17 protein-coding genes are annotated in these 20,521 nt (G+C 35.1%); 12 read left to right on the top strand and 5 right to left on the bottom strand.

The window, feature by feature from the left end; all coding sequences use genetic code 11:
• The first annotated feature begins 1 nt into the window (after position 1).
• From MYRA21_RS03995 to MYRA21_RS03985, 3 genes are all read left to right on the top strand, one after another.
• Positions 2 to 715, top strand: a complete 714-nt coding sequence (locus MYRA21_RS03995) for a 3'-5' exonuclease (RefSeq protein WP_006259710.1) — start codon at positions 2 to 4, stop codon at positions 713 to 715.
• 462 nt (positions 716 to 1,177) lie between these two features.
• Entirely contained in the window at positions 1,178 to 1,627 is a 450-nt protein-coding gene (locus tag MYRA21_RS03990) for an OsmC family protein (RefSeq protein WP_006259709.1), read from the top strand.
• A 126-nt stretch (positions 1,628 to 1,753) separates the two neighbouring features.
• Positions 1,754 to 3,439 carry an ABC transporter ATP-binding protein gene (locus MYRA21_RS03985; RefSeq protein WP_006259708.1) on the top strand — a complete coding sequence of 562 codons (1,686 nt, stop codon included), beginning with the start codon at positions 1,754 to 1,756 and terminating at the stop codon, positions 3,437 to 3,439.
• Positions 3,440 to 3,478: 39 nt separating this feature from the next.
• Here MYRA21_RS03985 and MYRA21_RS03980 read toward each other — a convergent pair whose 3' ends face one another.
• Positions 3,479 to 4,834: a saccharopine dehydrogenase family protein gene (locus MYRA21_RS03980; protein ID WP_006259707.1), complete on the bottom strand. Its 1,356-nt coding sequence runs from the start codon at positions 4,832 to 4,834 to the stop codon at positions 3,479 to 3,481.
• Positions 4,835 to 4,951: 117 nt separating this feature from the next.
• Here MYRA21_RS03980 and MYRA21_RS03975 point away from each other — a divergent pair, with 117 nt between their 5' ends.
• Positions 4,952 to 5,347 carry a DUF423 domain-containing protein gene (locus MYRA21_RS03975; protein ID WP_006259706.1) on the top strand — a complete coding sequence of 132 codons (396 nt, stop codon included), beginning with the start codon at positions 4,952 to 4,954 and terminating at the stop codon, positions 5,345 to 5,347.
• Between the two features lie 74 nt (positions 5,348 to 5,421).
• On the top strand, positions 5,422 to 7,035 hold the full coding sequence (pckA, locus tag MYRA21_RS03970; protein ID WP_006259705.1) for a phosphoenolpyruvate carboxykinase (ATP): 1,614 nt from the start codon (positions 5,422 to 5,424) through the stop codon (positions 7,033 to 7,035).
• A 139-nt stretch (positions 7,036 to 7,174) separates the two neighbouring features.
• Here the strand turns inward: pckA and MYRA21_RS03965 are convergent, their stop codons facing one another.
• Positions 7,175 to 7,918: a uroporphyrinogen-III synthase gene (locus tag MYRA21_RS03965; protein WP_006259704.1), complete on the bottom strand. Its 744-nt coding sequence runs from the start codon at positions 7,916 to 7,918 to the stop codon at positions 7,175 to 7,177.
• Between the two features lie 14 nt (positions 7,919 to 7,932).
• On the bottom strand, positions 7,933 to 8,607 hold the full coding sequence (locus tag MYRA21_RS03960) for a DUF4271 domain-containing protein (protein WP_006259703.1): 675 nt from the start codon (positions 8,605 to 8,607) through the stop codon (positions 7,933 to 7,935).
• Between the two features lie 104 nt (positions 8,608 to 8,711).
• Between MYRA21_RS03960 and MYRA21_RS03955 the strand changes: the two genes are divergently transcribed.
• The 3 genes from MYRA21_RS03955 to MYRA21_RS03945 are packed head-to-tail and all read left to right on the top strand — an operon-like array spanning position 8,712 to position 11,237.
• Positions 8,712 to 9,434, top strand: a complete 723-nt coding sequence (locus MYRA21_RS03955) for a polyprenol monophosphomannose synthase (RefSeq protein ID WP_006259702.1) — start codon at positions 8,712 to 8,714, stop codon at positions 9,432 to 9,434.
• Entirely contained in the window at positions 9,434 to 10,771 is a 1,338-nt protein-coding gene (locus MYRA21_RS03950) for a dihydroorotase (RefSeq protein WP_006259701.1), read from the top strand. The genes MYRA21_RS03955 and MYRA21_RS03950 overlap by 1 nt, the downstream gene beginning before the upstream one ends.
• Positions 10,772 to 10,784: 13 nt before the next feature.
• A complete protein-coding gene (locus MYRA21_RS03945; RefSeq protein WP_006259700.1) occupies positions 10,785 to 11,237 on the top strand; it encodes a DUF4296 domain-containing protein in 453 nt (150 codons plus the stop codon).
• Here MYRA21_RS03945 and MYRA21_RS03940 read toward each other — a convergent pair.
• Positions 11,170 to 12,168: an NAD-dependent epimerase/dehydratase family protein gene (locus MYRA21_RS03940; RefSeq protein WP_006259699.1), complete on the bottom strand. Its 999-nt coding sequence runs from the start codon at positions 12,166 to 12,168 to the stop codon at positions 11,170 to 11,172. The genes MYRA21_RS03945 and MYRA21_RS03940 overlap by 68 nt on opposite strands.
• 182 nt (positions 12,169 to 12,350) lie before the next feature.
• On the opposite strand from MYRA21_RS03940, the gene tyrS reads away from it, so the two are divergent.
• The 4 genes from tyrS (at position 12,351) to MYRA21_RS03920 (ending at position 19,858) form a co-directional block, all read left to right on the top strand.
• Positions 12,351 to 13,643 (top strand): tyrosine--tRNA ligase, encoded by a 1,293-nt coding sequence (tyrS, locus tag MYRA21_RS03935; protein ID WP_006259698.1) that lies wholly within the window; start codon positions 12,351 to 12,353, stop codon positions 13,641 to 13,643.
• Positions 13,644 to 14,357: 714 nt separating this feature from the next.
• Entirely contained in the window at positions 14,358 to 17,456 is a 3,099-nt protein-coding gene (locus MYRA21_RS03930; RefSeq protein ID WP_006259697.1) for a TonB-dependent receptor, read from the top strand.
• A gap of 14 nt (positions 17,457 to 17,470) precedes the next feature.
• Positions 17,471 to 18,997 carry a RagB/SusD family nutrient uptake outer membrane protein gene (locus MYRA21_RS03925; protein WP_006259696.1) on the top strand — a complete coding sequence of 509 codons (1,527 nt, stop codon included), beginning with the start codon at positions 17,471 to 17,473 and terminating at the stop codon, positions 18,995 to 18,997.
• Positions 18,998 to 19,201: 204 nt separating this feature from the next.
• Positions 19,202 to 19,858: a response regulator transcription factor gene (locus MYRA21_RS03920; protein ID WP_006259695.1), complete on the top strand. Its 657-nt coding sequence runs from the start codon at positions 19,202 to 19,204 to the stop codon at positions 19,856 to 19,858.
• A 42-nt stretch (positions 19,859 to 19,900) separates the two neighbouring features.
• On the opposite strand, the gene yihA is transcribed toward MYRA21_RS03920, so the two are convergent.
• Positions 19,901 to 20,521 (bottom strand): ribosome biogenesis GTP-binding protein YihA/YsxC, encoded by a 621-nt coding sequence (yihA, locus tag MYRA21_RS03915; RefSeq protein ID WP_006259694.1) that lies wholly within the window; start codon positions 20,519 to 20,521, stop codon positions 19,901 to 19,903.

Genomic DNA, 20,521 nt, shown 5'->3' with positions numbered 1-20,521 from the left:
TATGCTTAGAAATGTGATGCTAGATAGCTTACTCTTTTTTGATATTGAGACAGTGCCTGAAGTGCCTGCTTTTAATGATCTAGATGAGGAGATGCAAGATCTGTTTGATATCAAGACGGCTTATCAGAGAAGAGATGGGCAGACTGCAGCGGAGTTTTATGAACGTGCAGGGATTTGGGCAGAGTTTGGTAAGGTGGTATGTATCTCAGTGGGGTATTTTACCTATAAGAATGGGGATAGACAGTTTAGGGTAAAATCCTTTGCAGGAGAGGAACGCCGTCTGTTACAAGAGTTTTCTAATTTAATAGACGAATATTTTAATGATCCTACTCGCGTTCTATGTGGGCATAATATTAAGGAATTTGATATTCCCTTTGTTGTGAGGCGGATGTTGATAAATGAGGTAAAAATCCCCAACAAACTGTGTATTATTGGGAAAAAACCGTGGGAGGTGAATCATCTAGATACTATGGAAATGTGGAAGATAGGAGATTATAAACATTTTACATCTTTAAGGCTTTTGACTAGAATATTAGGTATACCCTCTCCTAAAGACGATATAGACGGGAGTGAGGTGGCTAAGGTGTATTATGAAGATAAAGATATTGACAGAATAATCGTGTATTGTGAGAAAGATGTGGTAGCAGTGGCACAGGTTTTGCTGAGATTTAAGCGTGAGGAACTATTAAGTCAGAGCGAGATATTTTCTGTTTAAGTTAAAGAAATATTAAAAAACATTGGTTAGTGCTTGTTGTTAAAATAATTTTTTTCTAATTTTGACTTCAAATAAGGAAATAGTAATGCAGAAAATTTATTCAAATATGGTTTATTCAACAAAATGTGTATTCTCTAAGAAGAATGCATCGTTTATGGTATAGAGCTGTCTTTGGATACGTATAAAGATATTTAATAAGCCTCTGTACCTCACAGGGGCTTATTTTTTTTAAGAAAGAAACATATAAAAATAAAGTAATGAATTTAGTCTATAATCTATTAACGTCAACATCATATAAGGGAATTTGTTTTCCTAAGCATTCGATGTATACATACGTAGCCAAGAGAGATAGCTTGTTTTGATCATACTATTTTTATAGTTAAGAATAAATAAGAAGGTCCTTTTGGCAGATAGCTGAAGGGACCTTTTTGTATAGTGTCAATTTTATAAATAATTAAAAGAATGGAAAGTAAAGTTTTAAAAGTGTTGGGCTTCTCAGTAAGGGAACAACAATTCGCTGTAAAAACAGCCAACTACTCTTTCACAGTGAAAGATGGAAGAGAATTAGTAAGAGACGTGAATGCGAACTCTGCAGAGTTATTATTAGCTAAGCTAGCAGGTAGTATCCACGCAGTGGGAAAATTAATCGGTAATACATTGGGGTTAGATCTAAAATCTATTCAGATAGAAGTGTCTGGTGTGATAAAAGGGGAAGGCTTCGAAAAGGATAGCTTAGACCACTTCAACAGAGTAGATGTAATCGTAAAACCTACTTCTGAGGCATCTATAGTGTTGCTAAAAGAATGGCTAGATGCTGTAAAATCAGCTTGCCCAATGTTTGCAAATTTTAAAGAAAAAACTCCTACTATCGTTACGTTAGTCAAGGAATATGACCAAGTAAAAGTAGCGTAGTATGTTCGTATATTCTGTAAAAATTGTGGTATAGTATAGATGTTTAATTAGTTTATTAGATAGCTTATACTATATCACAATTATTATATATTTTTGTTATTCTAGTGATCGTACTGAATATAAAAAATGAAAGAAAATATACCTATATTATCTGTAAAGGATTTACAAATCGATTTTCTGAAAGAGAAATCTTGGAATACTATTATCAAAAGTAGCTCTTTTGATATCTATGCTAACGAGATTCTTGGTGTAGTAGGAGAGTCGGGTTCTGGTAAGTCAGTTACATCACTTGCGTTAATGGGGCTATTGCCTCGAGAAATATCTCGTATTAGCTCGGGTAATATCGTGTTTGAAGGAAAAGATATTACGCATAATACAGATAGTGAGTTCCGACTGTTGCGTGGAGCTCAGATATCTATGATATTTCAGGAGCCGATGAGTGCTCTAAATCCTTCTATTACTTGTGGCGAACAGGTGGCTGAGATACTTCGAGAGCATACTTCGCTCAGAGGAAAGGCTTTAAGAGAAGAGGTGTTACGCCTTTTCGATAGAGTTAAATTGCCTAATCCTAATCAAGTTTATACTAAATACCCTCACCAAATCTCTGGTGGACAAAAGCAAAGAGTCATGATCGCTATGGCTGTAGCGTGCAAGCCTAAGCTACTGATAGCTGATGAGCCTACGACAGCATTAGATGTGACTGTGCAAAACGAAATCATTAATCTACTGAAAGACCTACAACGCGATAATAAGATGAGTATCTTATTTATCTCTCATGACTTGAATCTAGTGTCGTCTATCAGCGACCGTATTCTAGTGATGTATAAAGGGGATATCGTAGAACAAGGAAAGTCAACAGAAGTGTTTAACAATCCACAAGATATGTATACTAAAGCCTTAGTAGCGTCTAGACCTTCTCTTACAGAGCGATTAAAAAGACTGTCTACGATAGGAGACTTTCTGAATAATAAGGTGGTGAGAGATGTGGTGACTACTGAGGATAGAAAAGATAGATTAGAAAAGTTATATAGTAATGCTCCGTTGCTAGAGATTAGGAATGTGTTCAAGGATTATGTCATTAATGGAGGACTGTTTAAAAAAGGGGTATTCCACGCGCTACAAGATATTAGTTTTAATGTATATGAAGGTGAGACACTTGGACTAGTGGGTGAGAGTGGGTGTGGTAAATCTACATTAGGCAATGTCATCCTACAACTCGATAGAGCTACTAAAGGACAGATATTCTATAAAGGTCAAGACATTACGAAGCTTTCTTCTAAGGCGTTTAGGGTGTTTAGAAAAGATATACAGATTGTATTCCAGGATCCGTATTCGTCTTTAAACCCTCGTCTGACTGTAGGAGAAGCTATTCTAGAACCTATGAAAGTACATAAGATAGGAAGTAGTGATGCGGATAGAAAGGAGAGAGTGATCGAAATACTATACCGAGTAGGGTTAGATGAGTCTGTATTTAGCCGTTATCCACATGAGTTCTCTGGAGGACAGAGACAGCGTATCGGTATCGCTAGGACGATAGCGGTACAACCTAAACTGATCATCTGTGATGAGTCTGTGTCTGCACTAGATATATCTGTACAAGCTCAGGTGCTGAATCTACTAAACGATTTGAAGGATAAGTATAACTTTACCTATATATTTATATCTCATGATCTGTCTGTAGTGAAGTATATGTCTGATCAGGTGATGGTGATGAATAAAGGTAAGATAGAGGAAATAGGCGAGGCAGATGAGTTGTATGCTCACCCTAAGACTGAGTACACAAAGGGATTGATTAGTTCTATTCCGAAATAAGATAGTGAAAAAAAGCTCCGATACTGGAGCTTTTTTTAGTTAGTTATATCCTGAATAAGGAACTTCTTCTTCTATAAAGTGAATGCCATTCTCTTCTAATTCTTTGAGAATAGGAGTATATACTTCCTCTTCTATTGGCATCTGTACACCTGGTGTAGTGATGATTCCTTTTAATATTTTTAGCGTAGCGATAGCTACAGGAAGACCTACTGTCTTAGCCATAGCAGTGTAGATCTGATTATCTCCTATACAGACCATACGTGAGTCTATCTGGTGATTCTGTCCATGTAGTTCGTATCCTATCTTGTGATACATCACGATCATGTCTTTATCTTCTGGGCTTAATGACCAAGAATCACTTAAGATCTTTTCTAAGATTTGTGCAGGAGTCGCTTTCTTTAATCCTATTTTTTTAGTTGGGTTGAATAAGTCTAGCTCTAGTAGCTTGTCCCATATAATGTCATCTTGGTCAATACCTAGTGCTAATCTTAGTTTGGTCTCTACAGTATCTGTAGGGTGGTAGGGCAAGTAGGAGTTGATAAACTCTCTATAGGTCATCTCTTCAGAATTATCTATAGTATAGCTATCATCTGTTATTCCTAATTCTACAAAAAGATTCCAGGCTCTAGAGTATCCTACTCTTCTGATCGTACCTCTAAAGATGGTTTTAGCATCACGAAGTCCATAGACATCTTTGTATTTTAGAGAATCTCTATTGGCGTAAGCTTCGAACTTTCCATATCCTTCTACATCTAAAAACTCAGTACGTCTAAATACTTTGTTGTAAGGGATGTATTTATATTGGCCTTCTTGTAAGAATTTAGCTGCACCACCTTGTCCAGCTAATACTACATTGCGAGGGTTCCAAGTGAATTTGTAATTCCATAGATTGTTGTCAGATTCTGGAGCGATTAGTCCACCACAGAAAGATTCAAAAGAGATGACTTTCCCTCCTTTTCTTTCGATATCATGTATAATTTTCATCGCACTCATGTGGTCTATCCCTGGATCTAAGCCTATTTCGTTCATGAAGATGAGGTTGTTTTTAGTTACTTCCTCATTGAGTTCTTGCATAGCAGGGCTGATGTAAGATGCCGTAACCATGTGTTTTTTATACTTCACACAGTCTTTAGCTAGTTCTAAGTGATGTATGGCAGGTAACATAGAAACTACAATGTCTGCTTTCTGTACTAAGGTTTGTCTTTCTGTTTCGTTGAATAGGTCAAATGCGATCGCCGTAGCATTAGGATGATTCATCGCTTTTTGCTTCGCGGATTCTAGAGATAAATCTCCTATAGTAAGGTGTAAGTTCTCTGAGTCTGATTTGTCCAAGAGATACTTGATTAATGAAGAGCTGGATCTGCCTGCTCCTACTATTAAAATTTCTTTTGTCATAATATTCTAGTTGGTTTTTCAAGATACAAAAATTAGTAGTTCAATAAATAGATTAAATTCTACAAAATTTTTAATGTGCTATTTGTCTGATAAGTTGTATATTTGAAAGAAAAATAAATGGGACGAAAAGTTATATTTATAGCTGCTATAATCGGCGCAATTGGTATTATGCTAGGGGCTTTTGGAGCTCATGGTCTAAAGAAAGTTGTAACAGAGGCTCAAGTAGCTACTTTTGAAATTGGCGTTCGTTATCAAATGTACCACGCACTTTTTTTACTTTTTATAGGTATATGCGGAATATTTTCAGACAAGGCTAAAAAAATAGTTATGTATCTGGTTTTGTTTGGAATATTGTTTTTCTGCGGTTCTATATACCTTCTTACCTTTAAAGATATGATAACCATAGACTTAAGAGTTGTTGGTCCAATTACTCCTGTAGGAGGAGTATTGTTCATTGTTGCATGGCTATATGCTGGAATTCAGGCGTATAAAAGTAAAAACATGATTAAATAATTCTTTTGTATATTTATATTTTAAATTTATTTCTAAGTTTGCAAACAAATTAATACACAACCTAAATAATGAAAATGGATATTTCTGAATCAATTTCACTGGAAAAATATGGTATTAAAGATGTTGTAGAGGTAATCTATAATCCTTCGTACGACGTTTTATATAATGAAGAAACTAACCCTAACTTAACAGGGTATGATAAAGGAGTTGTAACTGAGCTAGGTGCAGTTAACGTAATGACTGGAGAGTTTACAGGACGTTCTCCTAAAGATAAGTACATCGTTAAAGATTCAGTTACAGAAAACACAGTATGGTGGAATTCACCAGAATCTCCAAATGACAACAAACCAATCGATAACAGAACTTGGAATGCTTTAAAAGAGAATACTGTTAATCAGTTATCTGGAAAAAGATTATTCGTTGTTGATGCGTTTTGTGGAGCTAACGAGAATACTCGTTTAAAAGTTAGATTTATTATGGAAGTAGCGTGGCAAGCGCACTTCGTAACTAATATGTTTATCCGTCCTACTGCAGAAGAGTTAGCTAACTTCGGTGAGCCAGACTTCGTAGTAATGAATGGTTCTAAAACTACTTTCAAAGACTATAAAGATTACGGATTAAACTCTGAGGTTTATATCGCGTTCAACTTGACTGAGAAGATTCAAGTTATCGGTGGTACTTGGTACGGTGGTGAGATGAAAAAAGGTATGTTCGCAATGATGAACTACTACTTACCTCTTAAAGGAATGGCTGCTATGCACTGTTCTGCTAACAAAGGTAAAGATGGTGATGTAGCTGTATTCTTCGGATTATCAGGTACAGGTAAAACAACTTTATCAACTGACCCAAAACGTGAGTTAATCGGAGACGATGAGCATGGATGGGATGACGAAGGTGTATTTAACTTCGAAGGAGGTTGCTACGCTAAGACAATCAGCTTGAGCAAAGAGAATGAGCCAGATATCTATGGTGCTATCCGTCGTGATGCTTTATTAGAGAACGTTACTGTTGATGCTAATGGTATTATTGACTTTAACGATGGTTCTGTAACACAAAATACACGTGTATCTTACCCAATCGAACATATCGAGAATATTGTTAAGCCTGTGTCTAAAGCTGGACATGCTACTAAAGTTATCTTCTTAACTGCAGATGCTTTTGGTGTTATGCCTCCAGTTTCTAAGTTAACTCCAGAGCAAACTAAATACTACTTCTTATCAGGATTTACTGCTAAGTTAGCAGGTACTGAGCGTGGAGTAACTAAACCAGAGCCTACATTCTCTGCTTGTTTCGGTAAGGCTTTCTTATCTCTACACCCAACTCAATACGGTGAAGAGCTAGTGAAGAAAATGGAAGAGCACAATGCTACTGCTTATATGGTAAACACTGGATGGAATGGTACTGGTAAACGTATCTCTATTAAAGATACTAGAGCTATCATTGATCGTATCTTAGACGGTTCTATCGAGAATGCTGAGACTACTATCGTGCCTATCTATAACTTCGCTGTACCAACAGCTTTAGAAGGTGTAGATACTACTATTCTAGATCCTCGTAATACGTATGCTAATGCTTCTGAATGGGAAGAGAAAGCAAAAGAATTAGCTGGATTATTCGTAGAAAACTTTAAGTTATATTCTAATAATGATGAAGGTAAAGCTCTAGTAGCTGCTGGACCTCAATTATAATATAATTATAGCTATAGAAAAAAGGAGATGATGTAATCATCTCCTTTTTTTTGCTCTTAATTAAGCAGTGAACTCTTATTTAATAAGTATAAAAAAACCACCTCTTCATAGAGGTGGTTTTTTATGATATAAATAGATATTATTTATTTACTTGTTGAATGTACTTTTCTAATGCCATAGTCATAGACGGTGTTCCTGGTGCAGGAGCCATGATGTCTACTCTTAAGTTATTGTCTAAAGCTTCTTTTTGCGTTGTAGTTCCAAATACAGCTATTCTCGTATTGTCTTGACTAAAGTCAGGGAAATTTTTGAATAGAGATTTAATACCTGTTGGACTAAAGAAAGCTAAAACATCATATTTCACATCTGCTAAATCTGATAAGTCACTCATAACAGTACGATAGAATGTACCTGGAGTCCAATTTACTTTTAAATCATTTAAAGTAGTTGGTACATCGTGATTTAATTGATCTGATGCAGGAAGTAAGAAGGTCTCATCTTTATACTTCTTAATCAAAGGAGCTAATTCTGCAAAGTCTTTCTGACCTACATAAATCTTTCTTTTACGGTATACTACATATTTTTGTAAATAATATGCTACCGCCTCTGACTGACAGAAATACTTAAGCGTTTCAGGAACTTTATATCTCATTTCTTCTGCTACGCGGAAAAAGTGGTCTACAGAGTTCTTACTTGTTAAAATAATAGCAGTGTAATTGTTTAAATCAATCTTTTGGTGTCTTACCTCTTTGGCTGGTACACCTTCTACGTGGATGAAGGGTCTAAAGTCAATTTTTACTTTGAATTTCTGCTCTAATTCGAAGTAAGGTGAGTTTTCTACTTTAGGCTCTGGTTGAGAAACCAAAATTGTTTTCACTTTCATAATTGTACTTTTTCTTATAATGCTCCGTAATCTTTTAACCAGAAATATAATAATAGATAAGGAGCTATTTCAAGGGTGCAAAGATACAAAATAAAATAGAACACCTTATTCATTATTGATTTTTGGTTGTTTTTTATAAAAAGAACGTATAAAAGGATATTTGTTGCGATTAATGCAATCAACATGAACCCAATTATAAGTTTGTTGGTTATATTGTTGTAGAATAAAAGAACGTTTACTGCTAACAGTAACATTCCGATATAATTTCGATAGGTAGCTTTTTGTAGATTTAAGGCATCCGAAAATTCGTCTATACCAAATGTTGTTGATATAATCTTATCTATTAAATACTTTCCGATGATAAAGGTGGTTACAAAATTTAAAAGCATTAAGAACGAACCAAAACTGTAATCTGGTATGAGTTCGAAAGCTTTTAATGTTATTTGTATAAAGAAAGTAATCGATATAAGTTGTACAAGTAAAAAAGATAAAGTGAAACTATTTCTTAAGTTTGTATTATCCTTATAAATCTTTAAGTACTTATTCGATGCTGCTAGTTTTGTAAACTCAGAAAAACGTACGCCGAAGATGGTACGGTTAACTGCAATAATAGAGAATCCGATAAAGAATAGGACTGTTGCCCAATCTTTACTAGGGAGTACACGCTCGATAAGTATTAGATTCTCCATAATATCTGCAAAATTAGCAAAAAAACCTTTTAGATTGACTTTGTATTTTATTTAAGTGATAACTTTCTAGAAAAAGGTTATTTTTGTGGCAAACGTTTTAAAAAATGGAGTCAGGACTTGTCATTATACCAACGTATAATGAAATTGAAAATATAGAATTGATTATCGATGCTGTTATGGCATTGCCTCAGCATTTTCATGTTCTGATTGTTGATGATAATTCCCCTGATGGTACTGCAGCTGTAGTTGAAGAGTTGCAAAGTAAGTATCCCGAATCTTTGTTTTTAGAGAAGAGAGAAGGTAAGAATGGGCTAGGTACTGCTTATGTCCATGGTTTTAGATGGGCTTTGGCACGTGACTATGACTATGTATTTGAAATGGACGCGGATTTCTCTCATAATCCGAATGACCTTCCTAAACTTTTAGAGGCTTGTAAAGCGAATCAAGGCTTAGCCATAGGTTCTAGATACGTTACAGGAGTAAATGTAGTGAACTGGCCGTTAAACCGTGTTTTGTTGTCTTATGGAGCTTCTATTTATGTTAGAATGATAACTGGGATGAAGATTAAAGATACGACAGCAGGCTTTGTTTGTTTTTCACGCAAAGTATTAGAGAGTTTTGATTTTGATAAGGTGCGCTTTGTTGGGTATGCTTTTCAGATCGAGATGAAGTATCGTACTTATGTAAAGAACTTTTCGATTACCGAGGTGCCTATTATTTTTACAGATAGGACGAGAGGCGAATCTAAAATGTCTGGAGGAATTATTAAAGAAGCTGTTTTTGGCGTTATTAATCTACGTATACGTAAACTACTAAACACACTATAATGACACACTATTTAATTAAAAACGGAAAAGTCGTAAACGAAGGGACTATTGTAGAAGCGGATGTTCTAATCGAGAATGGCTTTATTGTGAAAGTAGCTTCTAATATCGAAGTTTCTAATGATGTAACTGTTGTCGATGCGAAAGGAAATTATGTCATTCCTGGAATGATCGATGATCAAGTGCATTTTAGAGAACCAGGTTTGACTCATAAAGGTGATATAGAATCTGAGTCTAGAGCAGCTATTGCTGGAGGGATTACTTCTTTTATAGAGCAACCGAATACAGTGCCCAATGCTGTGACTCAAGAATTATTAGAACAGAAGTACGAAATAGCGTCTACTAAATCGTTTGCTAACTATTCATTTATGATGGGAGGTACAAATGATAACTTAGAAGAACTGCTAAAAACAAACCCACGTAATGTAGCTGGTATTAAGCTTTTCTTAGGTTCGTCTACAGGTAATATGTTAGTAGATAGACAGGATGTATTAGAAAAGATCTTTTCGAGTACTTCTATGCTTATCGCTGTACACGCTGAGGATGAAGGAACGATTAAGGCTAACTTAGCGAAGTATAAAGAAGAGTTCGGAGAAGAGATCCCTGTGAAGTATCACCCAATTATCCGAAGTGAAGAGGCTTGTTATTTATCTTCTTCTAAAGCGATAGAACTAGCGAAGAAAACAGGAGCTAGACTACACGTATTCCACCTTTCTACAGCGAAGGAAACAGAGTTGTTCAGAAACGATATTCCTTTAAAAGATAAAAAGATTACTGCAGAGGTATGTGTTCACCATCTATGGTTCACGGATAAAGATTACGATAAAAAAGGTAACTTTATTAAGTGGAATCCTGCTGTAAAAACAGAAGCTGATAGAGATGGTCTTTGGAAAGCGTTGTTAGATGATAGAATAGATGTTATCGCTACAGACCATGCACCTCATACTTTAGAAGAGAAGAGTAAGGCATATTCTTCTGCTCCTTCTGGAGGGCCACTTGTGCAGCATGCTTTAGTTTCGCTATTTGAAGCTTCTAAACAAGGGAAAATCAGTATAGAGAAAATCGTAGAGAAAACAGCACATAATCCTGCTATTTTATTCCAAGTAGAGAAACGCGGTTATGTAAAAGAAGGATACCATGCTGATATAGCTATCGTAGATGTGAATCATGACTGGGAAGTAAATAAAGACAATATTTTATATAAATGTGGGTGGTCTCCATTCGAAGGAGAGAAATTTAGTTCTAAAATTACTCATACTTTTGTAAATGGTTTCTTAGCGTATGAGAACGATATGGTAAAAGAAGAACATAAAGGACAACGATTATTATTCGTACGATAAAATCAAAGAATAGATGAATAAATACTTAGTAATATTAGCTGTGTTTATACTTATGTCATGTAAGAATGATGTGGTAAAACCGTCTCCATTTATCGAGCAACAAAAAATGGAAGATATCTTATATGATATGGCATTGTTATACTCTATCGAGAGTGTAAGTGCGTATAGTAGAGAAGATACTCTGAAAAGGCTTAACGTTAACTCTGTCTTTAAAAAATACGATATAGACAGTCTTACTTTCGTATCGAATAATAGATATTATGTAGAGTTAGGCGATGGTGTGTATCACACTATGCAGAACAATATTCTAAGTCGTCTAGAAGCAGCTAAGGTTGTAGCAGATTCTTTATTGTCTAAATCTCAAGAAGAGCCTAAAGACGAATTAAAGAAAGAAGATATTAAACTTGATGATACTTTGAAATTGGACCGAGAAAAGATTGATAGTCTTCGAAATCAAATTCAATAGTGTTTTTAATTTTTGAACAATCATAAATATAAGAAGAATGAGAAGCTTGCGCGATTGATCGTGTAAAGCTTCTTTTTTTTCTCGTTATCAGAGAGACGAAGTTGTCTAACTTCCATGCGAATAGACTTGATGTACGCGATACATGGATACTAGGGTGTTTCTTACCCATTAAGTCTGCGATATGATTGATAAGCTCTTGGTAAGTAATATTATTAGAAACTAATGCAAATCTCTCATTTTTAATATCACTGATCATGAGGAGATGCATTGCTTTTACTACATCATTTACTCCTACGATTCCCGCAATACCTGTGGTGTAGAATGGAAAGTCTTTCTTTACTTTTTGGAAGAAAGCTCCACTGCCTTCATAACCGAAGCCACGTCCGAATACAATACCAGGATTGACGATGACTACATCTAGTCCTTCTTGAGTTCCTCTCCATACCTCCATTTCGGCTCCATACTTAGTGATAGCATAGTCTCCATGGTATAGCTCAGGGTTCCAATCTGTCTTTTCTGTAATGATTTTATCTTTGGCTAATGTCTCACCTAGAGCGGCGATAGAACTTACATAGCACAGTTTTTTTACGTTAAAGGCGATAGATAGGTTCACGATATTAGCGGTACCTTCTATATTCGTCTTGCGAAGTTTTTTTTCATCTTTAGGCTCGAAAGAGACTAAAGCTGCACAATGATATACATAATCAATTCCAACAAAGGCTTTCTCAAGTGCTGGTACATCTATTAGATCTGCTTTGACCCATTCTATTTTTAAGAATAGGGCTTCTTGATTGTTTAAGACGAAGAGGTTCTTCGTTTTTTTAATACTATCCTCATTTCTATAAATAGCACGAACTGCACCTTCTGACTGAAGAAGATGTAATAATAAATGTGCTCCTACTAAGCCTGTACCTCCTGTTACTAGTATCATATTTAGACAAAAGTAAGTTATATGTTTTACATAGTGAAAAATTATGAAATAAAGTTGAATTCTAACGCCCCTATTATTAGTTCTTAAAGGATAAATGTAGAAAACGTATAAAAATGCAGTGTTTGAGAATTTTTATTCCATAAGCTAAGGTTTTGAGCTATCTTTGTGTAAAATTTATTTAAATGAAGAATTTTATTGAAGAAGTGACTTGGAGAGGAATGCTCCACGACGTAATGCCAGGCACTGAAGAACATTTGTTGGAGCAAATGCGTGCTGCGTATGTGGGAATTGACCCAACAGCCGATTCATTGCATATTGGACATTTAGTAGGAGTAATGCTATTGAAACACTTTCAATTAGCTGGACATAAACCTTATGCTCTTGTGGGAGGTGCTACTGGTATGGTAGGTGACCCTTCAGGAAAGTCTAATGAAAGAAACTTATTAGACGAAGAAGCTTTACGTCATAATCAAAATGCGATTAAAGAACAATTAAGTCGTTTCTTAGATTTTAATTCAGGTGCTGAGAATGCTGCTGTGTTAGTAAATAACTATGACTGGATGAAAGATTTCTCTTTCTTAGAGTTTATCCGTACAGTAGGGAAGCATATCACAGTGAACTATATGATGGCTAAAGATTCTGTAAAGAAACGTCTAAACGGTGAGTTCCAAGATGGAATGTCTTTTACAGAGTTCTGTTATCAATTAATGCAAGGATATGACTTTTTGCATTTATACAAAGAGAATAATATTACATTACAAATGGGAGGATCTGACCAATGGGGAAATATTACTACTGGTACAGAGTTAATCCGTAGAACAATTAGCGAGAAAGCATATGCGCTTACTTGCCCATTGATTACTAAAGCTGACGGAACTAAATTCGGTAAGTCAGAAGGGGGTAATATTTGGTTGTCTGCAGAGTACACTTCTCCATATAAATTCTACCAATACTGGTTAAACGTGGCTGATGCTGATGCTGAGCGTTATATTAAGATCTTTACATTCATCTCTAGAGAAGATATTGAAGCATTAGTTAAAGAGCATTCAGAGGCTCCACATTTACGTGTGCTACAACGTCGCCTAGCAGAAGAAGTAACGATTATGGTACACGGTCAAGAGCAATTAGATAATGCTATCAAAGCGTCTAATATCTTATTCGGTAACTCTTCTACAGAAGATTTAAAACAATTAGACGAGAAGACTTTCTTAGAGGTATTCGATGGAGTAGGACAGTCAGAAGTAGCAAAAGCAGATATCGAAGCAGGGTTAACTATCGTAGATGCCTTAGCTGCTAATTCTAATTTGGCTTCATCTAATGGAGATGCTCGTCGTTCGTTACAAGCTAATTCTATCTCTGTAAACAAAGAGAAAGTAGCTGAAGACTACGTAGTGACTACAAATGATTTGATTAATGATCAATTCGTATTACTACAAAAAGGAAAGAAAAATTACTTCGTTTTACATGTAAAGTAAGATTATAAGTATACTTATATAAGGGCTCTCAGTAATGGGAGCCCTTTTTTTTGGCCTATAATTTATCTGGTCATAAGGTAATGGGGTATTGATGGCATAGTGATCGCATAAAAAATGGGTAAAACTATGCGAGCAGTATGCCATCACTATGCGATAACTATGCGACCAGTCGCGTTTTTGTTGAGAAACAAGGATTACTCCCTCGTTGTATTTACTAGTTTTTGGCTCTAATTAAAAGGTTGACTATTCTGTCGTTTTGGATGGTTATGGTGTCTTTCTTCTCTGAATATTATGAGAGAGAATTAAAATATACCATATACATGGTATTTCATAGAATGAGGTGTTGAAATACCTTTGTATTACAAAAGTAGGGAGTGCTATATCCTTAATCTGTTGTGTATAATTATTGTTTGTTTTGTAAGAAAATAATTACATATAAGGGTTTCCCTACTTTGCTTTTTTCACTGATAAGAAAAAATTATATAACCTAAATATTATGCAATCAATTCAACAAAAGCGAGAACTTGACACTCGTATTTTTAGATTTACTGATTTCTTTTCTTCTAGCGCATCTTCTATGATGTGCATGTGTTGCTGCCTATAGTTTATTCTTTTTAGGTCAGCTCATAGTGGCTGTACCGATACTACATTTCAATATTTCTAGACATAATGAATCAGTCTTTCAAAGATAGTTCATTTTAAACTAATTGTTTTATGCAAAAAATTTACGCAATCTTATTTGTGTTTGTTAGTGTTTTAAACTTACAGGCGCAAGAAAAACTTGTGACAGGATCTGTTACAGATATAAGTGGAGCCTTACCAGGTGTGAGTGTTCTGATTCAGGGAAGTGATGAAGGAACAATGACAGATTTAGATGGTAATTACTCTATAAAAGTTAATAATGGACAGGTATTAGTCTTTTCATTTATAGGATATACCACAAAGAATATTACATATAAAGGACAGGAAGTTCTGAATGTAAAACTTGCAGACGAAGCGAGTGAATTAGGAGAAGTATTAATTACAGTGCCTTATGGTACTGCTAATAAGAAGACATATACTGGGTCAGTAGGTTTAGTGCAAGCTAAAGATATAGAAAAGGCACAAGTAAGTGATGTGTCTAAAGCATTAGAAGGTACTGTAGCAGGGCTTCAGTCTTTCTCGGCTAGTGGACAGCCAGGGTCTAATGCGACAATTAGAATCCGTGGTATTGGGTCTATGAATGCAGATAGTGATCCGTTATTCGTAGTTGATGGTGTGCCTTTTGAAGGAGGGTTAAACTCTATTTCTCCTACAGATATCGAATCTATATCAGTGTTAAAAGATGCTACTGCAGCGACCTTATATGGATCTCGTGCAGCTAATGGGGTAATAATGATTACAACTAAGCAAGGTGGTAAAGAAACAAAACCTCAGATAGAAATCAGTGCAAAGCATGGTTTTTCTGATAGAGCACGTAGTGATTATAAACAATTAAGTACTAATCAGTATATGGAATTGCAGTGGGAAGCATTAAGAAATGGGCAGATGGATGCTGCAAAAATGAATGCTACCGAAGCAGCTGCTTATGCTACAAATAACTTGATTGGTTCTGTAGGTATTAACCCTTATGGAACAGGTAATCCATTTCCTGTAGGTACAGACGGTAAGTTATTGCCAGGGTTAAAGCCTTTGTGGAATGACGATTGGAATGATGCATTAAGTCAGAATGCGAGATTTACAGATATTAATTTACGTGTAAGTGGAGGAGGTAAGAATACTCGATACTACGTTTCTGGAGGGTATTTAAACGATCAAGGATACGTGTTAGAATCAGGTTTTAAACGTTTTAATATGCGTTCTAACATTGTGATAGATGCTAAGGATTGGTTAGAAATAGGGATGAATGTTTCTGCGTCTCATTCTATACAAGACTATCCGAAACAGGATGATAGTGCGATTAATAATGTAATTGGTTTTGCGAGAGGGTTACCTTCTTTTTATCCTATTTATCAACGTGATTTAGCTACAGGAGAATATCTAAGAGATGCAAATACTGGAGGACTGATATATGATTATGGGAACTATAGAACTACATCTTATAGAAATTACAACTTAGTAGAAACTCTTCCTTTGGATAAGAGTGAAATAAAAAGAGATGTAGCGAGTATTAGAACATACGGACAGGTTAAGTTTTTGGATAACTTAAAATTAAAGACATCTTTAAGTGTTGATTACAATAGTATGTATGACCATAGTGTGTCAAACCCTGATAAAGGAGCTTCTGCTAATTATGGAGGAAGTATTAGCCGTAGAAATACAAGAACAATTAATATGACGTTTAATAATGTTTTAAACTACAATATTGATTTAGATGATAAGAACGCATTAGCTGTAATGGCAGGACAAGAGTATTATCAGTATGATTCTAATTATTTTGGAGGTGCAAGAGAACAGATTGCGATGATGGGATTCGAGGAGCCTGATGCTGCTTCTAGATTGATAGATTTTTATGGAAAGGCTGATAAATATAGTATGTTGAGTTTCTTCGGGAGTGTAAACTATTCTTATGATAAGAAATATTATTTATCAGGGTCATATAGAGCAGACGGATCGTCTCGTTTTAAATCATCTAATAAATGGGGAGGTTTCTGGTCATTCGGTGCTTCATGGAGAATTATAGATGAAGACTTTATGAGTGAGTATAGAGATACTTGGTTAAACAATTTATTATTAAAAGCAAGTTATGGTGCACAAGGAAATGATAAGGTAGGGTATTATGCTTATCAAGGGTTGTACGCTATACGTAATAACTTAGGAGAATCTGGACTAGTTAGCTCTAGAATGGAAACGCCTAACTTATCGTGGGAAACGAACTTAAACTTAAATATTGGATTAGATTTTGGATTGTTTGATAATCGTCTGACAGGTACAGTAGAGTACTTCGAAAGAAGATCAAAAGATTTATTATTTAATCAACAGTTAGCTCCATCTATTGGATTTGCTAGTAAAGATGTAAATATTGGAGGAATTAAAAACTATGGATGGGAATTTACTTTAGATGGTATTCCTATTCAAACAGAAGATTGGAGATGGCGTGTAGGATTAAACTTGACTACATATAAAAATAAAATTACTTCATTACCTAGTTCTGAAATCAATAAAGGAAATCAGATATGGAAAGTAGGAGGATCTATTTATGATTTCTATTTGCCTGAGTGGGCTGGTGTAAATCCAGAGAATGGTAATGCACAATGGTATATTCAGAATGAGGATGGTAGTCGTACAGTGACTGAGAACTACAGCAGTGTAAGTGGAAATAAAAATAAAGTATACAAAGGAACTTCGTTACCTGATGTATCTGGAGGTTTCTCAACAGAGTTGTCTTATAAGTCATGGCAATTATCTGCTAACTTTACCTATAATATAGGAGGTAAGATTTATAATGGGGATAAGGTAGGAATGTATAGACATGCTGGTAACGGTAGTACATGGAGTGCGGATATGATGGGAAGATGGACGCCAGAGAATCCTAATACTGATATCGCTAGATTAACAACTAATCCTGCTAATAGCTGGACGAATACTTCAGATCGTTTCTTGGTAGATCGTTCATACTTAAAATTAAAGAACCTTACGTTAGCTTATAACGTTCCACAAGAGTGGTTAAGAAAAATTAATTTATCATCTGCTTCTATTTATTTCCAAGCAGAGAATTTATTTACATGGACAAAAGAACAAGGTTTTGATCCAGAGCAAACATTCAACGGGACTACTTATTATAGATACCCAGCGATGAAGACATTGTCTTTAGGATTAAATATTAAATTATAAAGAATTAAGAAATCATGAGAAAAACAATTTTTAAATATATAGCGTTTAGTGTTCTATTTTCTATTGGAATGACTTCTTGTTCTTTAGATACTGAACCTACAGATGCAGTGGTGAATGAGAATGTTTTTACTACAGTAGAAGGTAATGACAAGGTATTGATCGGTACATGGGCTAACTTAATGGATTCATATAGTACTTATGCTAATCCAGGATATGGAGCGTTTTTAAGAACAAACGACGCTATGGGGAATGATGTAGTGGTGAATAATATGTATGGATTTAGTAGTCATTATGCTTTCACAGCTCTTTATAATCGTGGAGGGACAAATTCGTTTAGTTGGAATCTTACGTATAAAACGATTGATAATGCTAATAACGTAATTGATAAAGTATTTGCTTCAGAAGGTACTGTAAATGAAAAACAGCGTGTACGTGGTCAAGCATTAGCGTTGAGAGGATTTATGTACTTACACTTAGCTTCTAGTTATGCATTAGCTATAGACGTAAATCCTAATGCTGTAGTAGGGCCTATTTATTTGACTGCAACTACACCTAGTACAGTACCTGCATCAGCAGCTACTGTGACAGAAGTGTATAAACAAGCCATTTCGGATTTAGAAGAAGCGTTGTCTTTGATACCTGATACTTATAAGAGAAATCTTAAGTATAAATTTGATAAGACTGTAGTACAAGGATTATTGGCACGTGCTTATTTGTATACTCAGAATTGGGAGAAAGCTAATTTTTATGCAGAGGCAGTGTTGAGCAAGTATGGTCAATTGATGTCAGAAGATGATTATAAGAGTGGTTTTAACGACTCTAGTAATGTAGAGTGGATATGGGGACATCAACAGACATCTGAACAAAGTGGGGCTTCTTATCAGTTTAACTATTTAGATGTAACATCAAAAGAGAGTTATTATTTCAGTTTTAATGCTGACCCTTACTTTAAAGAGTTATTTGATGAAGGGGATTATAGAAAAAGTATGATTTACTGGACTCCAGATCCTTCTAATACTTCTCCGAAAACGAGAGATGTAGCTTATATGAGATATGCTAAATTTAAGTTTAAAGCTGGTCGTATAGCAGATATTGTATTAATGCGTTCGTCAGAGATGTATCTAATAAGTGCAGAAGCAAAAGCTAGATTAGGACGTGCTGATGCTATTAATGCCTTGAATGTTTTAAAAACAGCAAGAGGTGCTAAGGAAGTGAGTGGATTAAGTGGACAAGCTCTTCTTGATGAAATCTGGATAGAGAGAAGAAAAGAATTGTTTGGTGAAGGATTTTCACGAGTGGATATTGTGCGTAACAAGTTGGCTGTAGAAAGAAAGTTATATCCTCAAGATAAGTTGGTTCCTTATACTTATGAAGTAATGGATAGCCAAGGTAAGATAAGCCAGATAACGGTAGATTTATTACCACAAGGACATAGAATCATTAGTTTTTCTGACAAGTCTTCTTTTGTTCCTAATAGTGTGAATTACTTATTTAGAATTCCAGAGGTAGAGGAGATCGAAAATGGAAACCTTTATAAATAAGGGAAAAAATAAAAAGAATTAGTTAGCGTTTATTCATATAAAAGGTTGCTCTTAATATTATAATTAAGAGTAACCTTTTTTGTTATAAGACTATTTAGTGTTGTGTTAATACTAGAAAAAGTTATGTATTTTTGTAGTAGAATATTAATAAGATACTTTATTCTAGCAATAGAGGAGTGGAAGAGTTAACTTAAGGAGATAAGGATGTTAAATATAGGGATAGTAGAGAGTCAAGAAATCACGCGTTACGCTTTACAAGGGCTTATTAGAGAGGTTTGCTCAGGAGAGGTAAGTATTGTTGAGATTGATGATTTGACGGGCTTAAAGAGTTATCTTCTAAAGAACCCTAGTGCAGTCATTATTGTAGATCCTTTTAGTAGATGTCTAGAGAAGCAAACGGAGTTATTGCTACTGCTGCGAGAGCAAAGTGAGAAGTCACAATGGTTGTTGTTTTTTAGTGAGTTAAATGAGCAATGGTTAAAACAGTTTTTGTCTAATCGCATTTCTGCTTTTAATATTGTCTTCCAAAATGATAAGCTAGAACATATCAAGGAGGGTATCTATAAGACTATTTCTAAGGAGACCTATCTCGCACCTTGGATAATGAAGAAGCTGGAAGAACATCAGGATAGTATTCTGAAAGTGGAACAGGTGCTTACTAATGCTGAGCGTGAGATACTAAAAGAAATAGCATCTGGAAAAATGACTAAGGAGATAGCTGCAGACCGCAATATTAGTGCTCATACAGTGATAACACATCGCAAGAATATATTTAAGAAACTAGGTGTTAGCAATGTGTATGATGCAACGCGATATGCTATTAGGGCAGGTATTATTACAGTAAATGAGTATTATATCTAATGATAGAAATAAAAAAAACTGCTATTAAGCAGTTTTTTTGTTTTATATAAAGTTTTGATTTTTAAACATCTCAACGTTTATTTCTTCGATATAGTTTAAGACTTCGTCTCTACCAGTTTTGTCTTCTGATGAGGTAACAAAGCACGGAGGCATTTCTTCCCAGTTATCAGCTAACATTTTCTTTCTGTAGTCGGCTATTAGTCCAGCTACTTTTTGCTTACCTACTTTATCAGCTTTAGTAAAGATGATAGAGAAAGGAACTTCTGTCTCTCCTAGGTATTGCATGAATTCTAAGTCAATCTTCTGAGCCTCATGTCTGATATCTACTAATACAAAGGCACTTACTAATTGTTGTCTATTCTCGAAGTAATCTGTGATGAACTTCTGGAATACAGCTTTAGTCTTTTTAGATACTTTTGCGTACCCATAACCTGGTAAGTCTACTAAATACCAATTAGAATTAATTTTAAAGTGGTTGATTAGTTGTGTCTTTCCTGGTCTAGAAGAGGTTTTGGCTAAGTATTTTTGATTAGTAAGCATATTGATCAGAGAAGACTTACCTACATTAGATCTACCGATGAATGCGTATTCAGGGATAGGTTCATTAGGACACTTCTTAGCGTCAGAGTTACTAACAACAAATTCAGCTGTATTTATTTTCAT

The organism is Myroides sp. A21, from assembly GCF_000807225.1.
Lineage (GTDB): Bacteria > Bacteroidota > Bacteroidia > Flavobacteriales > Flavobacteriaceae > Flavobacterium > Flavobacterium odoratimimum.
Note: the sequence above shows the minus strand (reverse complement) of the source record. Positions and strands in the feature narration are given on the sequence as shown.

Coding starts and splice junctions, on each gene's coding strand:
- MYRA21_RS03950 (WP_006259701.1), top strand. CDS start 9,434: ATGACACACTATTTAATTAAAAACGGAAAAGTCGTAAACGAAGGGACT.
- pckA (WP_006259705.1), top strand. CDS start 5,422: ATGGATATTTCTGAATCAATTTCACTGGAAAAATATGGTATTAAAGAT.
- tyrS (WP_006259698.1), top strand. CDS start 12,351: ATGAAGAATTTTATTGAAGAAGTGACTTGGAGAGGAATGCTCCACGAC.
- MYRA21_RS03990 (WP_006259709.1), top strand. CDS start 1,178: ATGGAAAGTAAAGTTTTAAAAGTGTTGGGCTTCTCAGTAAGGGAACAA.
- MYRA21_RS03945 (WP_006259700.1), top strand. CDS start 10,785: ATGAATAAATACTTAGTAATATTAGCTGTGTTTATACTTATGTCATGT.
- MYRA21_RS03960 (WP_006259703.1), bottom strand. CDS start 8,607: ATGGAGAATCTAATACTTATCGAGCGTGTACTCCCTAGTAAAGATTGG.
- MYRA21_RS03980 (WP_006259707.1), bottom strand. CDS start 4,834: ATGACAAAAGAAATTTTAATAGTAGGAGCAGGCAGATCCAGCTCTTCA.
- MYRA21_RS03995 (WP_006259710.1), top strand. CDS start 2: ATGCTTAGAAATGTGATGCTAGATAGCTTACTCTTTTTTGATATTGAG.
- MYRA21_RS03930 (WP_006259697.1), top strand. CDS start 14,358: ATGCAAAAAATTTACGCAATCTTATTTGTGTTTGTTAGTGTTTTAAAC.
- MYRA21_RS03975 (WP_006259706.1), top strand. CDS start 4,952: ATGGGACGAAAAGTTATATTTATAGCTGCTATAATCGGCGCAATTGGT.
- MYRA21_RS03965 (WP_006259704.1), bottom strand. CDS start 7,918: ATGAAAGTGAAAACAATTTTGGTTTCTCAACCAGAGCCTAAAGTAGAA.
- yihA (WP_006259694.1), bottom strand. CDS start 20,521: ATGAAAATAAATACAGCTGAATTTGTTGTTAGTAACTCTGACGCTAAG.
- MYRA21_RS03940 (WP_006259699.1), bottom strand. CDS start 12,168: ATGATACTAGTAACAGGAGGTACAGGCTTAGTAGGAGCACATTTATTA.
- MYRA21_RS03955 (WP_006259702.1), top strand. CDS start 8,712: ATGGAGTCAGGACTTGTCATTATACCAACGTATAATGAAATTGAAAAT.
- MYRA21_RS03925 (WP_006259696.1), top strand. CDS start 17,471: ATGAGAAAAACAATTTTTAAATATATAGCGTTTAGTGTTCTATTTTCT.
- MYRA21_RS03985 (WP_006259708.1), top strand. CDS start 1,754: ATGAAAGAAAATATACCTATATTATCTGTAAAGGATTTACAAATCGAT.
- MYRA21_RS03920 (WP_006259695.1), top strand. CDS start 19,202: ATGTTAAATATAGGGATAGTAGAGAGTCAAGAAATCACGCGTTACGCT.